Source organism: Leucobacter sp. GX24907, from assembly GCF_053567335.1.
In genome coordinates this window covers 262,661-278,719 of record NZ_JBSGPD010000006.1, presented here as the reverse complement: position 1 = coordinate 278,719, position 16,059 = coordinate 262,661, and the positions used below count along the sequence as shown (strand labels likewise).

Genomic DNA, 16,059 nt, shown 5'->3' with positions numbered 1-16,059 from the left:
CCCCCCCCCCCCCCTCCCCCCCCCCCCCCCCCCCCCCCCCCCCCCCCCCCCCCCCGCCCCTGGTTGTTTCGTCGTCTTATGAGATCAGTGTCGGGAATGCTTCCGGGTGCTCCTCGATCCAGATATCGACTGCGGTTTCCGGGTCGTCTTCGTAATCCTCACTGATGATGAGCGCCTCGAGCTCGCCATAGCTCTCGTCGTCGAGCTTCAGCCCGGCGATGAGCTCTGCCGCGTCGGCGTGCTCGGCTCCGAAACCTCGAGTGGCGTTGACGTGCAATCCTTCGGGCACTCCCATCGCGTCTTCTGGATCTTCGAGAGGCTTGATGTCATATGCCGTGTTCGCCCAGAAGGGGCTCCACAGATTCACGATCACTTCTTCTTTGTTATCGATCTTGTCGCCCAGCACCGTCAGCATGGACTGTGTCGAAGAGGTGCGCAGGTCCCAGTCATCGAGACCGTAGGCGGGCATCATCGAGTCCTGCACTACTGTCGTGAGGCCTGCTCCGGGCTCCATGCCGATGATCTCGTGATCGAAGAGGTCTGCGTTATCGGCGAGCTCGTCGAGAGAGTTCACCTGCGAGTACGACGGCACGGCCATGAAGAGTTCTGCTTCGTCGTACCAGACCCCGAGAGACTCGATGTCGTCCCCGAATTCCTCCATGTACGTGGCCTGGGTCACTTCCGGCCACGCTGAAGAGTGGATGTCGACGTCTCCGTTCGCGACGGCCGCATAGTTCGGGCCGAGGTCTCCGATCTCTTCGACTTCGACTGTGTAGTCGAGCTTCTCAAGCTGATCCTTGAGCAGGAAGGTCATACTCTTGCCGTCCGACCATCCAGGTGTGTAACTCAGGCTGATGACGCGGTCTTCGTCACCAGAATCTCCGCCGGCGCCATTCGCTCCGCTTCCGGAGCAGGCGGTGAGGCCGAGCAGCGTGGCAGCGGCGATCGCGATCACGCCGGTATAGGTCTTCTTCATGGGGTTTCCTCCGTCGCAGCTGCGGAAGAACTCCGTGGGGTGAACCCGTGCCGTGGTCGCGACGGTACTGCGCGGTGCAGCAGGCCGCCCAGGGGCATGCGCATGGTCGCGGGCGTTCCGGCGGGTGAAACACAGGTTCGAAAGGTCATCCTCGACTCCCCTCGGGGTTCGTCCGGGCCGCTCGCCTTCGAGCGTCCGCCATCAAGCTACCTGTGATCACGAAGAAGTTCAATAAATGCCGTCAAAAATTATCTAGTGAACATCGGTGGTATCTCAAGCTGGTCTGGCGTGGGTTCTTTTGGCTCGACTCTTGCTCTCTGCTGCGGATTATTGGTCTTGACGTGTAATCGGATGTTGCTTAGCCTGTGTGTATTCATTGAACAAGATGTTTAATGAATGAACTAATTGCAACGGGTTCGGCGAGAGTCGGGATCCATAAGCTTGGGAGAAATACGCATGGCCGACATCATTGACCTCAGCGAAGGTGCAAAAGAGGAAGCTCCTCAGGTGATCCGTACGGGTGAAGCAGAAGGGTGGATCGCATCGGCGGGAGCCACGGGCATGTTCGAACGCGCGCTCTATTCCGGAGATACGTCCAATGTGAGCGTTTCGCTCATGCGTATCGAGCCCGGCGGAGACGCACCGATCCATTCTCACGGAACGGTCGAGCATCTGTTCGTCGTGAGCGGGTCATTCTCGGATGGCTACGGCACGTACGGTCCAGGCGATTACATCGTGCGGAATCCGCGCACGTCTCATTCGACGGTGAGTGAGGAAGGCGCGACGGTGTTCGTCATGATGGCGGCGGCTTGATGTCGCGCTATCGAGTGTTACTTGCAAAGGTCTTGTGACGTGAATCGCCCCAGCGCCGCTACTGCAGCGCTGGGGCGATGGTGCGCCTCCCGGGCGACGTGTTATCCGAGGAGTTTCTCGTCGAAGGGTGCGTGGGAGAGCTTCTCGTACCCGGTGTCGGTGATGAGTACCTGATCCTCGAGCTTGACCCCATCGCGTCCGCCTACGGCACCGATGTAGGCCTCGACACACAGCGTCATCCCGGGTTCGAGAGCGTAGTCGAGGGCACCGGGCACGAAGTCCTGCGGATAGGGGATGCCCGGGAACTCGTCGCACAGGCCGATGCCGTGCATCATGATGCTGTACCGCTGCTCGACGAATTCCTCGGGCAGTCGGTGCCCGCGCTGGGTGATCTCGGTGAACGTGACCCCCGGCTTCAGCAGCTCCATGTTCGTCGTGATGTGTTCGAGGGCGACCGCATGGAGTCGCTTCTGCTCGGCAGTGGGCTCTCCGTCGCCGCAGAACCAGGTGCGTGAGACGTCGGCGCACATCCCGTACGGGCCGACGAGATCGGTGTCGAAGGCAACGAGGTCGCCGGATTCGATGAGTCTCGGGCCGGCTTCTTGCATCCAGGGGTTCGTGCGCGGCCCCGAGTTCAAGATGCGGGTCTCGATCCATTCCCCACCACGGGCGATATTCTCCGCGTGCAGCACCGCCCAGAGCTCGGTCTCCGCGATGCCGGGCCGCAGTTCCTTGCGCATCTCTGCCATCGCGATCTCGGCGGTCGCGATTGAGCATCGCATCGCGTTGATCTCGTCGATGCCCTTGACCGACCGGGCATGCTCCATGAGTGGCATGCCACTGGCCACGTCGAGTCCGAGTGCATCGAGCGCGCGCACGCCGGGCAGTTCGATCTTGTCGACGGCGAGCCGCCGGTTGCCGCCCCCGTGTTCCCGGACGAGGTCGTCGATCTGGGCCGCGAAGGCCCGTGCGACGTCGTCTTCTTTGTCGCCCGCGACGAAATAGAAGAACCCGGCACCACCCTCACGCAGTTCATTGAGCAGAGGGAGGTGCTCGGTGAGGTGGCCGCAGCCATGGAAATCCCACAGCACGACGTACCCGTCGGCGCCGATGAATGCTGCTCGCGATGGATTATGCATGGTCCAGATCTGCATGTTCATCGAGTCGGTCGCGTAGCGGATGTTCAAGGGGTCGAAGAGCAGGACGCCAGCGACCTCGCGCTCGTGGACCTTCTCGATGATGCGGTCGAGCCGGGTCTTGCGCATGCGTTCGAGATTGGGGGCGGTGAGACCGAGCGCGGCCCATTCCTCGAAGGCGAGGTCGGTGGGGCCGATCTCGACTCGGTCGTTGACGTCAGGAGTGCCGTCCGGCTTCACCGCTCCTTGCGGGCGTCGCCGGGAGGGGTCGATCTTGCGGTTGCTGATAGAGAAAGACGACATCGAATATGCGCTCCTTCGCGCTCACGTGCAGCGGGCGTCCGTGACCGTTGCAACACGGCGGATCCCGGACCGGTGGGGGCGGCCTCTCCTCCAGTATGCGAATTCGGGCGAGAAAGATTATCGAATCATCTGCATCGATATTGCACAGGAATCTTGCATGATGGGGTGACTGCGGCGGAGGCTCGGGAGCGTCGCGGGGATCAGATCTCCTCGAGCAACCGCTGTTCCAGAATGTGCTTGGCGAGTTCTCGGAGCGTCTCGAGCGATTCGCGAATCAACGGCGATTCCTTGCTGCCGTTGCGCACCACGGCGATGATACGGCGCACTGGTCGGCCTGCCCCGGTGATTCGCACGCGGGCCACGTTCGTGTGATAGCCGAGGCTCACGAGACGGGGAATCAGGCCGAGACCGACGCCCGCGCCCGCCATGGCGATGCCCGTCTCCCATTCCGAGGTGCGGTGGGAGATGCGCGGGGTGATTCCCGCGGCGGTGAATGCTGCAGTGAAGAGCGCATGGTAGGGGGATCCGGGGGTGTCAGTGAACCATTCCTCTCCCGCGAGCTCGGCGAGCGATACCGATTCGCGGTTTGCGAAGCGGTGGTGCGACGGCATCATCACGTCGAGCGGGTCGTCGAGCAGCGTGATCTGTTCGAAGCGCGGATCGTCGTCGTGCGATTCGGACTGCATGGCGATCACTACGGCGAGATCGAGTTGCTCGGCGATGAGCAGCTCGTAGCATTCCGCCGGGCTCGCCTCCGTGACACTTGCACGAACTGATGGATGCGTGGTGCGCAGGCGCGCGGCGAGTGGGACGAGCAGATTGGAAGCCGCCGTCGAGAAGCCGCCGAGCCCGAAGTTGGTCTGCGTCTGTTTGCCCTCGGCCAGGGCCTCGGCGCGGATCCGTTCCCATTCTGTGACGAGTGCGTCTGAGCGCTGGACGAGATAACGCCCGGTTGCGGTTAGTCGGAGTCCGCGCCCGTCTTTGACCAAGAGCTTCATGTCGAGTGCCCGCTGCAGCTCGCGGAGCTGAGCGGAAACGGCCGACGGAGAGTAGCCGGTGAGGTCTGCTGTCGCGGAGATGGTGCCGCATTCGGCGAAGGTTCTGAGGGTGGTGAGTCGAGGGTCGATCATGCGTCCATTGTGCATGAAATGATGAAATAGTTTGCACTTACTTCGTGGAGGGGTAGCTTGGGCATCACTACCCAAGCCCTCGTCGATGGAGATGAAAATGGCACCAGCAGTCAATCTTGCCCCCACGGCCACTCGCGGAGTCGGATCCGCGGTCTCGGAGGAGACGACAGAAGCGCTCAGAGAACTGCTCGAGCGACGTAAGGTCAACTTCTCCCTCGAGGCGCCCTTCTACACGGACAGCGGGATCTTCCGAGCCGACATGGAGGGCATCTTCGAGAAGTACTGGCTCTTCGCGGCTTCGCTCGCCGAGATCCCGGAGCCCGGCGACTACGTCACCGTCGAGTTCGGCCCGTACGCGCTCGTGCTCGTGCGCAACGACGAGGGCGGCGTGAACGCGCTGCACAATGTGTGCCGTCACCGCGGCGCGAAGGTGCTGCGAGAGAAGTCGGGCACGACGGGCAACCTCGTGTGCGGCTACCACTCCTGGACCTACGCCCCCGACGGTACCCTCCTGCACGCCGCCGCGACCGGCGACAACTTCGACAAGGACTGCTTCGGACTGAAGAAGGCCCACGTCCGCATCGTCGCCGGCCTCGTGTACGTGTGCTTGGCGGAGAACCCGCCCGAGGATTTCGACGAGATGGCGCAGGACTTCGAGGAGTTCTTCGAGCCCTACGAGCTCGAGCACACGAAGATCGCCTACCAGCAAGACATCATCGAGAACGCCAACTGGAAGCTCGTGATGGAGAACAACCGCGAGTGCTACCACTGCGACGGGCACCCCGAGCTCGCGTGCGCGCTGTTCCCGACTCAGGGGCAGGAGAAGGAGGATCTGCCGCCGCACTACTGGGACCAGTACGATCGCGAGCGCGCGGCCGAGGTGGAGATGTTCTCGAAGCGCGAGCGTCACGGCTACCGCTACGACAATGTCGAGGGCAAGCTCGGCCGTACCACCGGTTACCGCATCGATTGCACCGCGCTCGACGGAGCGGGCGAGTCTTTCTCTCCTGATGGCAGCCGGCTCGTGAAGAAGCTCATCGGCGAGATCCCGGAGTTCAAGCTGGGCCGCTGCGGCATGCACACCCAGCCCAACGGCTGGAGCCACTGGCTCGGCGACCACGCCATCACCTTCGCGGTGTTCCCGATCAGCGAGAATCAGACCCTCGTGCGCACGATCTGGCATGTCGCCGAGGACGCCGTCGAGGGTGTGGATTACGACCTCGACGCGCTGACCAACACCTGGAAGAACACCAACATCCAGGACCGCGAGTTCGTCGAACTCTGCCAGGCGGGGGCCTCGAGCCCGGCCTACGAGCAAGGCCCCTACATGAAGAGCGAGTGGATGGTCGAAGCCTTCATCGACTGGTACGTGCAGCGCATGCGGGAGCACGTCGCATGACGATCAGCACGAGTTCGAGGCCCGAGCCGCAGCGCATCCGCGGGTTCGAGATGCCGTGGAACCGGGTGCTTCGCGCCTCGGCCTCGGCGTCCGATGCCGCGGCCGGTGCGGCACGGGCCCTCGGCCCGTGGTTGCCGGAAGAGTTTCTGGTGGAATGCGTGGAGGTCTTCCCGCATTCGGGTGACATGATGACGTTCTCGTTCCGGCGCGTGGACGGTGCCCCGCTCGCCTTCCGGCCGGGGCAGTATCTGAATATCTCCTTCCCGCTGAACGGGAAGAACGCGGAACCGGTGGACCGCAGCTACTCGCTGTCGAGCTCCCCGATGCAGCCGTGGACCTTCGACATCACGATCAAGCGCGATGTCGATGGGCTGGTGTCGTCGTGGGCGCACCAGAACATTCGTCCCGGTATGGTGCTCGATGTGCTCGGTCCGGTGGGTTCCTTCCACCTGCCTGATGTCGATCGTCGAGCACGGTATCTCTTCCTCGCGGCGGGGGCGGGTATCACGCCGATCATGTCGATGATGCGCACGATCTACCGACTCCCGGGCAAGGCGGATGCCGTGCTGCTCTACCACGCCGCGGAGGCCGGAGGTTTCGCCTTCTCCCGTGAGCTCGAGCACCTGGCGCAGATCGATTCGCGGCTCAAGGTGTTCTACTCGCTCGGCGATCGAGGAGTGCCCGAGCAGTGGGCCTGGATGTCGGGTCGCCTGTCGAAAGAGGCGATCGAGGAGGTCGCTCCCGACGTGAGCGGGCGGCAGGTCTACGCCTGCGGTCCTGAGGGATATCTCAACTCCGTCGAGAAGATGCTCGGTGAGCTCGGGGTCGATGATGCGAACGTGCACATGGAGTACTTCTCGGGCGACCGCGAGGTCGAGGAGGAGTACGCCGAAGAGGTCGCCGCTGCCGGGGAGATCGCCGAAGAGGTTGCAGCTGCGGGTGACGAGTACTTCGCTCAGCAGCTGCCCGAGCTCGATATGTTCCGTACACCCGATCCCGAGGTGGTCGAGGTGCGTCCGTCGGCCGAAGCCGCCGTTGCGGCGCGGGCGATCCCGGCGAAGTCGGCCGAGGAAGCGGGCGCGGCGGAAGCTGCGGCGGAGACGGCTCCCGCGGCCAAGTCGGACGGCGGATCGGCGTACGACACGACCGGTTTCAATACTGTCGGCGAGGGCGAGTTCCAGGTCTCCTTCATGAAGTCGAAGCTGAACGTCAGGATGACCGGTGAAGACCACATCCTGGCGGTCGCCCGAAAGCACGGCGTGCGCATCCAGATGAACTGCCAGGAAGGCATGTGCGGCACGTGCAAGTCGGTCAAGCTCGAGGGCGAGGTCGACATGCATCATCAGGGGGGCATCCGCGCCCGCGAGATCGAGGCTGGCAAATTCCTACCGTGCTGCTCGAAGCCGCTCTCGGACGTGGTCGTCGACGCCTGACCGCGCGCCGGAATGAGGGAGGGGCCGGTCGCATCGCGACCGGCCCCTCCCTGTCCCGGCCTCTTCCCCGTCGTCGCCCCTTCCGCCGTGCAGACCTACAGCGCGGCGCGCACCGTCTTCTCGAAGCTGCGGATGTGCTCGTGGGCCAGCCGCGCCGCGCGATCCTCGTCGCCGTCGAGTACGGCCTGCAGCAGATCGATGTGCTCCCGGATGTGTCCGGAAATGTGGGGGAGACGGTCGTGCACAAGCCGCCACACGCGTGTGGCGAGGTCGTCGAGTCGCGTGAGGGTCTCGGCGAGATGATGGTTGTCGCAGGCCTGGTAGATGAGTCGGTGCACTCGGAGGTCGTGCTCGAGCATCAACCGCTGGTCTCCAGAGGGATCGAGGCGTTCGAGGTCGGCGATCGTGGCGATGAACTCGGAGCGCAACGGCTCACGGCATGCTCCGGCAGCCTTGCGCGCCGCGAGCGGCTCCAGTGCCTCCCGCATCTCAGAGATTGCAGCCAGTTCCGTGATGTCGACATTGGTGGCAAAGGTACCCCGCCTGGGGAACGAAACAACGAGGTGGTCGTTCTCGAGGCGCTTGAGCGCTTCCCGGACCGGAGTGCGGCCGAGCCCGAGTTCCAACGTGATCGCGCTCTCATTGATGGCTTCGCCTGGAGCGATGTCGAGCATCACAAGTCGATGGCGCAGCGCCCGGTAGGCTCGTTCTGCCTTGGACTCTTCCGCGAGCTGCGGCGATGCAGCTTGGGTCATCGACTCCCCTTCTCGAATATTTTGTCAGCGGGCCTAGCTTATAGGGATATTCTTGGTATATTAGTTGTCGACAACAAAGTTCGCGCGTATTGCGCACCCACAGTCGACGATGACCCAGCCGAGGAGTTCCGATGACGCAACCGCCCGCATTCGACAGCATCGCTCCGGAAGAGCTCAGCGAAAGTATCGCCCAGCTCGACCCTGAGATCGCCGGATTCATTGACGACGAGCTCACCCGTCAGCGGGACGGGCTCGAGATGATCGCCTCGGAAAACCACACTGCGACCGCGGTGATGCAAGCGCAGGGCTCCGTGCTGACGAACAAGTACGCCGAGGGCTACCCGGGCAAGCGCTACTACGGCGGATGCGAGTTCGTGGACGAGATCGAGACGATCGCGATCGACCGTATCAAGGCGCTCTTCGGGGCAGAATTCGCGAACGTGCAGCCCCACTCGGGTGCGCAGGCCAACGCTTCGACCATGCACGCGCTGATTCGCCCCGGCGACACCGTGCTCGGCCTCAACCTGGCCCACGGCGGACACCTCACCCACGGGATGAAGATCAACTTCTCGGGCCGCCTCTACAACATCGTGCCCTACGGCGTCGACGAAGAGACCCACCAGGTCGACATGGCCGAGGTCGAGCGCCTCGCCAAGGAGCACAAGCCGCAGCTCATCATCGCCGGCTGGTCGGCGTACCCCCGTACCCTCGACTTCGCCGAGTTCCGGCGCATCGCTGACGAGGTCGGCGCGTACCTCATGGTCGACATGGCCCACTTCGCCGGTCTCGTCGCAGCGGGCCTCCACCCGAGTCCCGTGCCTCACGCGCACGTCACGACCTCGACGACGCACAAGACCCTCGGCGGACCCCGTGGCGGCATCATTCTCACGAATGACGCCGACATCGCGAAGAAGCTGAACTCCGCAGTCTTCCCGGGGCAACAGGGCGGTCCGCTCGAGCACGTCATCGCAGGCAAGGCTGTCGCCTTCAAGATCGCGGCGACCGAGGGCTTCAAGGAGCGGCAGCGGCGCACCCTCGCCGGGGCCGAGATCCTGGCCGACCGCCTCTCGCAGCCTGACGTCGCCGAACGGGGCATCAGCGTGCTGACCGGAGGCACCGATGTGCACCTGGTGCTCGTCGACCTGCGGCACTCCGTGCTCGACGGTCAGGCCGGTGAGGATCTGCTCGCCGCAGTCGACATCACCGTGAACCGCAACGCGGTGCCGTTCGATCCTCGCCCGCCGATGGTGACCAGCGGTCTGCGCATCGGCACCCCGGCGCTCGCGACCCGCGGTTTCGGATCCGAAGCGTTCGCTGAGGTCGCCGACATCATCGCCGAGGCACTCATCGCAGGTACCGCGGATGGCGGCGCCGACGCTTCGGTCATCGAAGGCCTGCGAGCCCGTGTGACCGCGCTCGCCGCAGCGCACCCCCTGTACCCGAACCTCGACCCGATCGGAGCGTAGCCCATGGCCGAACTGCTGCCGGAACACCCTGACTTCCTCTGGCGCAATCCCGACCCCAAGTCGAGCTACGACGTCGTGATCGTAGGCGGCGGTGGCCACGGTCTCGCCACTGCCTACTACCTTGCGAAGAATCACGGCATCACGAACGTCGCCGTGCTCGAACGAGGCTGGCTCGCGGGGGGAAACATGGCCCGCAACACCACGATCATCCGTTCGAACTACCTGTGGGACGAGTCGTCGCACATCTACGAGCACTCGATGAAGCTCTGGGAAGGGCTGCCCGAGGAGCTCGAGTACGATTTCCTGTTCTCGCAGCGCGGTGTCATGAACCTCGCGCACACGCTCGGCGACGTGCGCGAGTCGCAGCGCCGCGTGAACGCGAACAAGCTCAACGGCATCGACGCGGAGTGGCTCACGCCCGACCAGGTCAAGGAACTCTGCCCGATCGTCAACACCAACGATGACATCCGCTACCCGATCATGGGGGCGACGTATCAGCCGCGTGCGGGTATCGCGAAGCACGACCACGTCGCCTGGGCCTTCGCCCGCAAGTGCGACGAGATGGGCGTCGACATCATCCAGAACTGCGAAGTCACCGGCATCGAGAAGCAGGGTGACCGTGTCGTCGCGGTCGAGACGAATCGCGGACGTATTGCAGCCGGCAAGGTCGCGCTCGCCGCAGCCGGGCACACTTCGGTGCTCGCGGATCTCGCGGGTATCCGAGTACCGATCCAGTCGCACCCGTTGCAGGCGCTCGTCTCCGAACTCTTCGAGCCGGTCCACCCGACGGTGGTCATGTCGAACCACGTGCACGTCTACGTTTCGCAGGCGCACAAGGGCGAGCTCGTCATGGGCGCCGGCGTCGATTCCTACAACGGATACGGTCAGCGCGGCGGCTTCCACGTCATCGAAGACCAGCTGGCGGCAGCGGTCGAACTCTTCCCGATCTTCGCGCGTGCGCACCTGCTGCGCACCTGGGGCGGCATCGTCGATGTGACACTCGATGCGTCACCCGTGGTCTCCAAGACCGAGGTCGCAGGTCTCTATGTGAACTGCGGCTGGGGCACCGGCGGCTTCAAGGGAACTCCCGGAGCCGGCTACACCTATGCGCACACGATCGCGAACGATGAGCCGCACCCGCTGAACGTCCCCTTCGCGCTCGAGCGATTCGAGACCGGCCACCTCATCGACGAGCACGGCGCCGCTGGCGTCGCCCACTAGGAAGGAACGAAGATGCTTCTCATCGAATGCCCGAACTGCGGCCCGCGTGACGAGACAGAGTTCCACTACGGCGGGCAGGCCCACGTCGCCTACCCCGCCGACCCGAACGCGCTGAGCGACCGGGAGTGGGCCGAGTACCTCTTCTACCGCGATAACCCCCGTGGTCTCTACGCCGAGCGCTGGAACCACTCCATCGGCTGCCGCAAGTGGTTCAATGCGCTGCGCGACACCGTCACCTACGAATTCAAAGCCGTCTACCGGGCCGGCGAACCGCGCCCCGAATTGCCCGAGGGAGAAGAGCGATGACCTCAGCACTTCACGATGTTGATCAGCGCCGTGCCGAGCGCGGCGCAGGTCACGGGATCGATCGTTCGCGTGAGGTCTCGTTCACGGTAGACGGCGAGACGTACCGAGGCTTTGCCGGAGACACGATCGCGAGCGCACTGCTCGCCGCCGGACGCATCGACTGCGGCAACTCGATGTATCTCGGGCGCCCCCGCGGCGTACTCGCTGCCGGCGTCGAGGAGCCGAATGCGCTCGTCATGGTGCGCGCCCGCTTCGACGGCGACATCGATGAGTCCATGCTGCCCGCCACGACGGTCCGGATCACCGAGGGGCTCGAAGCGGTCACGCTCAGCGGTCTCGGCGTACTCGACCCTCGCGGAGATCAGGCGACGTACGACCACAAACACGTGCACACCGACGTGCTCGTCGTCGGCGCCGGCCCTGCAGGAGTCGCGGCCGCGCGAGAGGCCGCCAAGAGTGGCGCTCGGACGATCCTCATCGATGATCAGGAGCGTGCCGGCGGCGCCCTCCTCTCGGGACGCGGCGAGACGATCGACGATCTGGACGCGCGTGAGTGGATCGATGCGACGCTCGCCCGGCTCGCGGAGGCAGAGGAATTCACGTACCTGCCGCGCACAACGGCGATCGGCAGCTACGACTCCAACTACATCGTCGCAGTCGAGGATCGCACCGCCGAGGTGCTCGAGCGCCCCCGGCCAGGGGTCTCGAAGCAGCGCGTCTGGCACGTGCGTGCCGCACGCGTGGTGCTGGCAACCGGCGCTCACGAGCGTCCGATCGTGTTCGCAAACAACGACCGCCCCGGCGTCATGCTCGCCGGAGCCGTGCGCAGCTACCTGAACCGCTACGGAGTGGTCGCGGGGTCGCGCGTCGTCGTGCAGACGACGAACGACTCGGCCTACGCGCTCGTCGACGACCTGCACGCCGCAGGCGTCGAGGTTGCGGCCGTTGTCGATTCGCGTCCGCGAGCATCGGCTCTTGCTGCGGCCGTGCTCGAGCGCACCGGTGTGCGCGGGATCCAGGGAGCCGCGGTGATCAACACCTCAGGCGAGGGCACTGCCGGTCGCGTGAGCGCGGTCACCGTGTCGAACATTGACGACACCGGCGCACTTCGCGGAGAGACGGAGACCCTCGACGCCGACCTGCTCGCGGTCTCCGGCGGTTTCTCACCGGTGATCCACCTCCATACTCAACGGCAGGGCAAGCTCACCTGGAACAACGCGATTGCGGGCTTCGTTCCGGCCAAGGCAGTCACCGGTCAAGCAGTGGTCGGCGCCGCGAACGGCGTCTACACGCTGGGCGGGGCACTCGCCGAGGGCACGACCGCCGGCCACCGTGCCGCGCAGTCCGCCGGCTTCAGCGCTCCGCTGATGACCCCCGAAGCGCCCGACGAGGAATTCGGTGAGGTGCGACCGCTGTGGCTCGTACCCGGTGAGGGCGACGACCCGGGCCAGTGGCGCGAGCACTTCGTCGACCTGCAGCGCGATCAGACCGTCGCCGACGTGTACCGCGCAACCGGAGCAGGCATGCGCGGCATCGAGCACGTCAAGCGCTACACATCGATCTCGACCGCGAACGACCAGGGCAAGACGAGCGGCGTGAACGCCATCGGTGTCATCGCCGCAGCGCTGCACCAGTACGACCTCTCCGAGCTCGGCAGCACGTCGCACCGTGCGCCCTACACGCCGGTGTCGTTCGCGGCGGTGGCTGGGCGCCGTCGTGGCGATCTGTTCGACCCCGCTCGACGTACCTCGATCCACCCCTGGCATGTCGACCGGGGTGCTGCTTTCGAGGATGTCGGGCAGTGGAAGCGCCCCTGGTACTACCCCCAGAACGGCGAGAACATGGAGGAGGCCGTGCTGCGCGAGTGCGCCGCCGTGCGCGATTCCGTGGGCTTCCAAGACGCGTCGACCCTCGGCAAGATCGAAATCCGCGGTACTGATGCCGGCGAGTTCCTCAACCGGGTGTACACCAACGGCTTCGCAAAGCTCAAAGTCGGCCACGCCCGCTACGGGCTGATGTGCACGGCCGATGGCATGATCTTCGACGACGGTGTCACGCTGCGCATCGCCGAGGATCGCTTCCTGATGACCACCACCACCGGTGGGGCCGCGACCGTGCTCGAGTGGCTCGAGGAATGGCACCAGACCGAATGGCCGGAGCTCGACGTCTTCTTCACCTCCGTAACGGAGCAGTGGAGCGCCGTGGCCGTTGCCGGGCCGAAGTCCCGCGAGGTGATCGCGAAGGTCGCTCCCGACCTCGACGTCTCGAACGAGGCCTTCCCGTTCATGGCCTTCCACGAGACGACACTCGCGAACGGGATCCCCGCCCGCATCTGCCGCATCTCGTTCTCGGGCGAGCTCGCGTTCGAGATCCACACGGAAGCCTTCTACGGACTGCGAGTCTGGGAATCCGTAGCGGAGGCCGGCGCCGAGTTCGGCATCACCCCCTATGGCACGGAGACGATGCACGTGCTGCGCGCCGAGAAGGGCTTCATCATCGTCGGACAAGACACCGACGGTACGGTCACCCCGCAAGACGCAGGTATGGAGTGGGTCGTCTCGAAGCTCAAGGACTTCGTGGGCAAGCGCTCGTTCTCGCGTCAGGACACCTCCCGTGAAGACCGGAAGCATCTCGTCGGAGTGCTGCCCGTCGACCGTGAGACGCTGCTGCCGGAAGGCGCGCAGCTGGTGACCGCAGGAACCCCGATCACTCCTGAGGAGGGCCCCGTGCCGATGATCGGACACGTCACCTCGTCGTACCGGTCTCCCGCGCTTGGGCGAACTTTCGGGCTCGCGCTCGTTGAGAGCGGCCGCAACCGTATCGGCGAGGTCGTACAGGCCCCGCTCATCACCGCCAACGGCGTCGAACTCGTCGACGTCGAAATCACCTCCCCCGTTCTCTACGATCCCGAAGGGAAGCGTCGCGATGGCTAAGCACAGCGCTACCGAGATCAACAGCATCGACCAGCAGCTCGCAGAGCTCCGGGTGTCGCCCGCGGGCCATCTCGCCGAGACCATGGCTGCGGCTTCGGTTGCGGCAGTCTCGCTCCGCGAGATCCCGTTCCCGGTGCAGCTCGGGCTGCGCGCGATCCAGGGCAGCGAATCAGCGGCGGCACTCGAAGGAGCACTCGGAGTCGCCCTGCCATCTCACGTCGGCGAGGTCACGGGCGATGCGGAGGGACTCCACATCATCTGGCTGAGCCCCGACGAGTTCCACGTGGTGGATGTGTCGCGCACGCAGCGGCCTGGCGACTCGGCCGAGTGCGAAGCGGCACTCGAGGGGCTGCCCGGTCAGGCCGTCGACCTCTCCGCCAACCGCACCCTGCTCGAACTCGCCGGTGCCGGCGCCCGCGACGTGCTCGAAAAGGGGTGCCGTGCAGATCTGCACACCCGAGCATTCCCGGTTGGCTCGGCGATCGCGACACAGCTCGGCGTAGTGCCGGTGATCTTGCACCGCGCGGGTGACGAGCAGTTCCGCATCTATCCGCGATCCTCGTTCGCCGACTACGTCGTGCACTGGCTGATCGACGGCATGCACGAGTTCTCCGACGGAGACGGAGCGGTCTGATGACCCTCAGCGTCCTCGACCTGTTCTCGATCGGCATCGGGCCCTCCTCATCGCACACGGTGGGTCCGATGCGGGCAGCCAGGCGCTTCGTCGCCGGGGTGGAGCAGGCGGGGCTGCTGGATCGCGTCGGCCGCGTCGAAGCGGGCCTCTTCGGCTCGCTCGGCGCGACCGGTATCGGTCACGGATCCGACACCGCTGTCGTCGTGGGTCTTGCCGGGTACGACCCCGAATCGCTCGATCCCGACCTCGTCCCTGAGCTCATCGCTCGCGTCAAGGAGTCCCGGGAGCTCGCGCTCGGAGGGGAGCAGCGAGTCCGCTTCGACTACGACGCCGACGTCAAGCTCGACGGTCGCAAGTGGCTACCCGGGCACCCCAACGGGATGACGCTCACGGTCTATGACCGTACGGGCGGAGTGCTGCTTTCGCGCGACTACTACTCGATCGGTGGCGGGTTCGTCTTATCGGCGGAGGAACTCGACACTCCGCCGGCCGACCATGGGGTCGCGGAACCGCTGCCCTTCGCCGACGCCGATGAACTGCTGCGGCACTGCCGTGAACAGGGTTTGTCGATCGCCGAGGTCATGCTCGTCAACGAGCGGGTGCGTCGTGACGAATCCGAGGTGCGTGACGGGCTGCTCCAGATCTGGGCGGTCATGCAGGAATGCGTCGACAACGGCTGCCACCGCACCGAGCGGTTGCTGCCCGGCGGGCTCGAGGTGAAGCGTCGTGCACCCGAGCTGTTCCGGCGGCTCGAGGCCGCTGCCGAGAGCGATGCCGGTGGACTGTTCGCCATGGACTGGGTCAACCTGTACGCACTCGCGGTGAACGAAGAGAACGCCTCGGGCGGGCGGGTCGTGACGGCGCCCACGAACGGTGCGGCGGGAATCATTCCGGCCGTGCTGCACTACTACGCTCGCTTCATCGACGATGGCACCGCGACGGACGATCGAGTCTTCGAGTTCCTGTTGACCGCCGGCGCGGTCGGGTCCCTGATGAAGCGCAACGCTTCGATCTCGGGTGCAGAGCTCGGTTGCCAGGCCGAGGTCGGCTCGGCGTGCTCCATGGCTGCTGCAGGCCTGTGCGCCGTGCTCGGAGGATCCCCTGAGCAGGTGGAGAACGCGGCCGAGATCGGGCTCGAGCACAACCTCGGCCTGACCTGCGACCCGGTCGGCGGGCTCGTGCAGGTGCCCTGCATCGAGCGCAACGCGATCGCGTCAGTGAAGGCGATCAATGCGGCACGGCTCGCGATGGCGGGGGACGGGTCGCATCGGGTCACGCTCGACCAGGCGATCACGACGATGCGGCAGACCGGTGAAGACATGAAAACGAAGTACAAGGAGACCTCGCTCGGCGGGTTGGCCGTGAACGTCATCGAGTGCTGAGGCGCTGCGCGTCTTGCATCGGAGTCGAAGGCAGGCGCTGCGTGAGGGCGAGCCCTGCTTCTTCGAGATCAGGCGTGTTGTCGCTTGGTGTGCGTGAAAGGAACAAGAAGCCTCATCTCGGTGACGGCGGTACGCGCACGAAACGGCCTGGATGCGGCGGATAATCAAGGCT

13 protein-coding genes are annotated in these 16,059 nt (G+C 65.0%); 9 read left to right on the top strand and 4 right to left on the bottom strand.

Annotation, left to right across the window (positions count from 1 at the left end):
* Positions 1 to 76: 76 nt before the first annotated feature.
* Positions 77 to 976 (bottom strand): glycine betaine ABC transporter substrate-binding protein, encoded by a 900-nt coding sequence (locus tag ACUYV6_RS11295; protein WP_449278769.1) that lies wholly within the window; start codon positions 974 to 976, stop codon positions 77 to 79.
* Positions 977 to 1,432: 456 nt separating this feature from the next.
* Between ACUYV6_RS11295 and ACUYV6_RS11290 the strand changes: the two genes are divergently transcribed.
* Complete coding sequence (locus tag ACUYV6_RS11290) at positions 1,433 to 1,789, top strand: cupin domain-containing protein (protein ID WP_449278768.1); 357 nt, start codon at positions 1,433 to 1,435, stop codon at positions 1,787 to 1,789.
* A 101-nt stretch (positions 1,790 to 1,890) separates the two neighbouring features.
* Here ACUYV6_RS11290 and dddP read toward each other — a convergent pair whose 3' ends face one another.
* Positions 1,891 to 3,228, bottom strand: a complete 1,338-nt coding sequence (dddP, locus tag ACUYV6_RS11285; protein ID WP_449278767.1) for a dimethylsulfonioproprionate lyase DddP — start codon at positions 3,226 to 3,228, stop codon at positions 1,891 to 1,893.
* Between the two features lie 200 nt (positions 3,229 to 3,428).
* Positions 3,429 to 4,358, bottom strand: a complete 930-nt coding sequence (locus tag ACUYV6_RS11280) for a LysR family transcriptional regulator (RefSeq protein ID WP_449278766.1) — start codon at positions 4,356 to 4,358, stop codon at positions 3,429 to 3,431.
* Between the two features lie 97 nt (positions 4,359 to 4,455).
* Here ACUYV6_RS11280 and ACUYV6_RS11275 point away from each other — a divergent pair, with 97 nt between their 5' ends.
* A complete protein-coding gene (locus tag ACUYV6_RS11275; RefSeq protein ID WP_449278765.1) occupies positions 4,456 to 5,757 on the top strand; it encodes an aromatic ring-hydroxylating oxygenase subunit alpha in 1,302 nt (433 codons plus the stop codon).
* A complete protein-coding gene (locus ACUYV6_RS11270; protein ID WP_449278764.1) occupies positions 5,754 to 7,190 on the top strand; it encodes a flavin reductase family protein in 1,437 nt (478 codons plus the stop codon). Before ACUYV6_RS11275 ends, ACUYV6_RS11270 begins: the two co-directional genes overlap by 4 nt.
* 95 nt (positions 7,191 to 7,285) lie before the next feature.
* Here the strand turns inward: ACUYV6_RS11270 and ACUYV6_RS11265 are convergent, their stop codons facing one another.
* Positions 7,286 to 7,945 carry a GntR family transcriptional regulator gene (locus ACUYV6_RS11265; RefSeq protein WP_449278763.1) on the bottom strand — a complete coding sequence of 220 codons (660 nt, stop codon included), beginning with the start codon at positions 7,943 to 7,945 and terminating at the stop codon, positions 7,286 to 7,288.
* 131 nt (positions 7,946 to 8,076) lie between these two features.
* On the opposite strand from ACUYV6_RS11265, the gene glyA reads away from it, so the two are divergent.
* Genes glyA through ACUYV6_RS11235 form a run of 6 tightly spaced genes read left to right on the top strand, consistent with a single transcriptional unit; the run spans position 8,077 to position 15,887 of the window.
* Positions 8,077 to 9,411 (top strand): serine hydroxymethyltransferase, encoded by a 1,335-nt coding sequence (gene glyA / locus ACUYV6_RS11260; RefSeq protein ID WP_449278762.1) that lies wholly within the window; start codon positions 8,077 to 8,079, stop codon positions 9,409 to 9,411.
* A gap of 3 nt (positions 9,412 to 9,414) precedes the next feature.
* The gene (locus tag ACUYV6_RS11255; RefSeq protein WP_449278761.1) at positions 9,415 to 10,632 is read left to right on the top strand and encodes a sarcosine oxidase subunit beta family protein; all 1,218 of its coding nucleotides are present in this window, start codon (positions 9,415 to 9,417) and stop codon (positions 10,630 to 10,632) included.
* A 12-nt stretch (positions 10,633 to 10,644) separates the two neighbouring features.
* The gene (locus ACUYV6_RS11250; protein WP_449278760.1) at positions 10,645 to 10,938 is read left to right on the top strand and encodes a sarcosine oxidase subunit delta; all 294 of its coding nucleotides are present in this window, start codon (positions 10,645 to 10,647) and stop codon (positions 10,936 to 10,938) included.
* Positions 10,935 to 13,871 (top strand): sarcosine oxidase subunit alpha family protein, encoded by a 2,937-nt coding sequence (locus tag ACUYV6_RS11245; RefSeq protein ID WP_449278759.1) that lies wholly within the window; start codon positions 10,935 to 10,937, stop codon positions 13,869 to 13,871. The genes ACUYV6_RS11250 and ACUYV6_RS11245 overlap by 4 nt, the downstream gene beginning before the upstream one ends.
* Positions 13,864 to 14,505: a sarcosine oxidase subunit gamma gene (locus ACUYV6_RS11240; protein ID WP_449278758.1), complete on the top strand. Its 642-nt coding sequence runs from the start codon at positions 13,864 to 13,866 to the stop codon at positions 14,503 to 14,505. Before ACUYV6_RS11245 ends, ACUYV6_RS11240 begins: the two co-directional genes overlap by 8 nt.
* The gene (locus ACUYV6_RS11235; protein ID WP_449278757.1) at positions 14,505 to 15,887 is read left to right on the top strand and encodes an L-serine ammonia-lyase; all 1,383 of its coding nucleotides are present in this window, start codon (positions 14,505 to 14,507) and stop codon (positions 15,885 to 15,887) included. Before ACUYV6_RS11240 ends, ACUYV6_RS11235 begins: the two co-directional genes overlap by 1 nt.
* Positions 15,888 to 16,059 lie beyond the last annotated feature (172 nt).

What these genes read in the sequence shown, in the direction of transcription:
- ACUYV6_RS11295 (WP_449278769.1), bottom strand. Translation starts at nt 976, where the DNA reads ATGAAGAAGACCTATACCGGCGTGATCGCGATCGCCGCTGCCACGCTG.
- ACUYV6_RS11290 (WP_449278768.1), top strand. Translation starts at nt 1,433, where the DNA reads ATGGCCGACATCATTGACCTCAGCGAAGGTGCAAAAGAGGAAGCTCCT.
- dddP (WP_449278767.1), bottom strand. Translation starts at nt 3,228, where the DNA reads ATGTCGTCTTTCTCTATCAGCAACCGCAAGATCGACCCCTCCCGGCGA.
- ACUYV6_RS11280 (WP_449278766.1), bottom strand. Translation starts at nt 4,358, where the DNA reads ATGATCGACCCTCGACTCACCACCCTCAGAACCTTCGCCGAATGCGGC.
- ACUYV6_RS11275 (WP_449278765.1), top strand. Translation starts at nt 4,456, where the DNA reads ATGGCACCAGCAGTCAATCTTGCCCCCACGGCCACTCGCGGAGTCGGA.
- ACUYV6_RS11270 (WP_449278764.1), top strand. Translation starts at nt 5,754, where the DNA reads ATGACGATCAGCACGAGTTCGAGGCCCGAGCCGCAGCGCATCCGCGGG.
- ACUYV6_RS11265 (WP_449278763.1), bottom strand. Translation starts at nt 7,945, where the DNA reads ATGACCCAAGCTGCATCGCCGCAGCTCGCGGAAGAGTCCAAGGCAGAA.
- glyA (WP_449278762.1), top strand. Translation starts at nt 8,077, where the DNA reads ATGACGCAACCGCCCGCATTCGACAGCATCGCTCCGGAAGAGCTCAGC.
- ACUYV6_RS11255 (WP_449278761.1), top strand. Translation starts at nt 9,415, where the DNA reads ATGGCCGAACTGCTGCCGGAACACCCTGACTTCCTCTGGCGCAATCCC.
- ACUYV6_RS11250 (WP_449278760.1), top strand. Translation starts at nt 10,645, where the DNA reads ATGCTTCTCATCGAATGCCCGAACTGCGGCCCGCGTGACGAGACAGAG.
- ACUYV6_RS11245 (WP_449278759.1), top strand. Translation starts at nt 10,935, where the DNA reads ATGACCTCAGCACTTCACGATGTTGATCAGCGCCGTGCCGAGCGCGGC.
- ACUYV6_RS11240 (WP_449278758.1), top strand. Translation starts at nt 13,864, where the DNA reads ATGGCTAAGCACAGCGCTACCGAGATCAACAGCATCGACCAGCAGCTC.
- ACUYV6_RS11235 (WP_449278757.1), top strand. Translation starts at nt 14,505, where the DNA reads ATGACCCTCAGCGTCCTCGACCTGTTCTCGATCGGCATCGGGCCCTCC.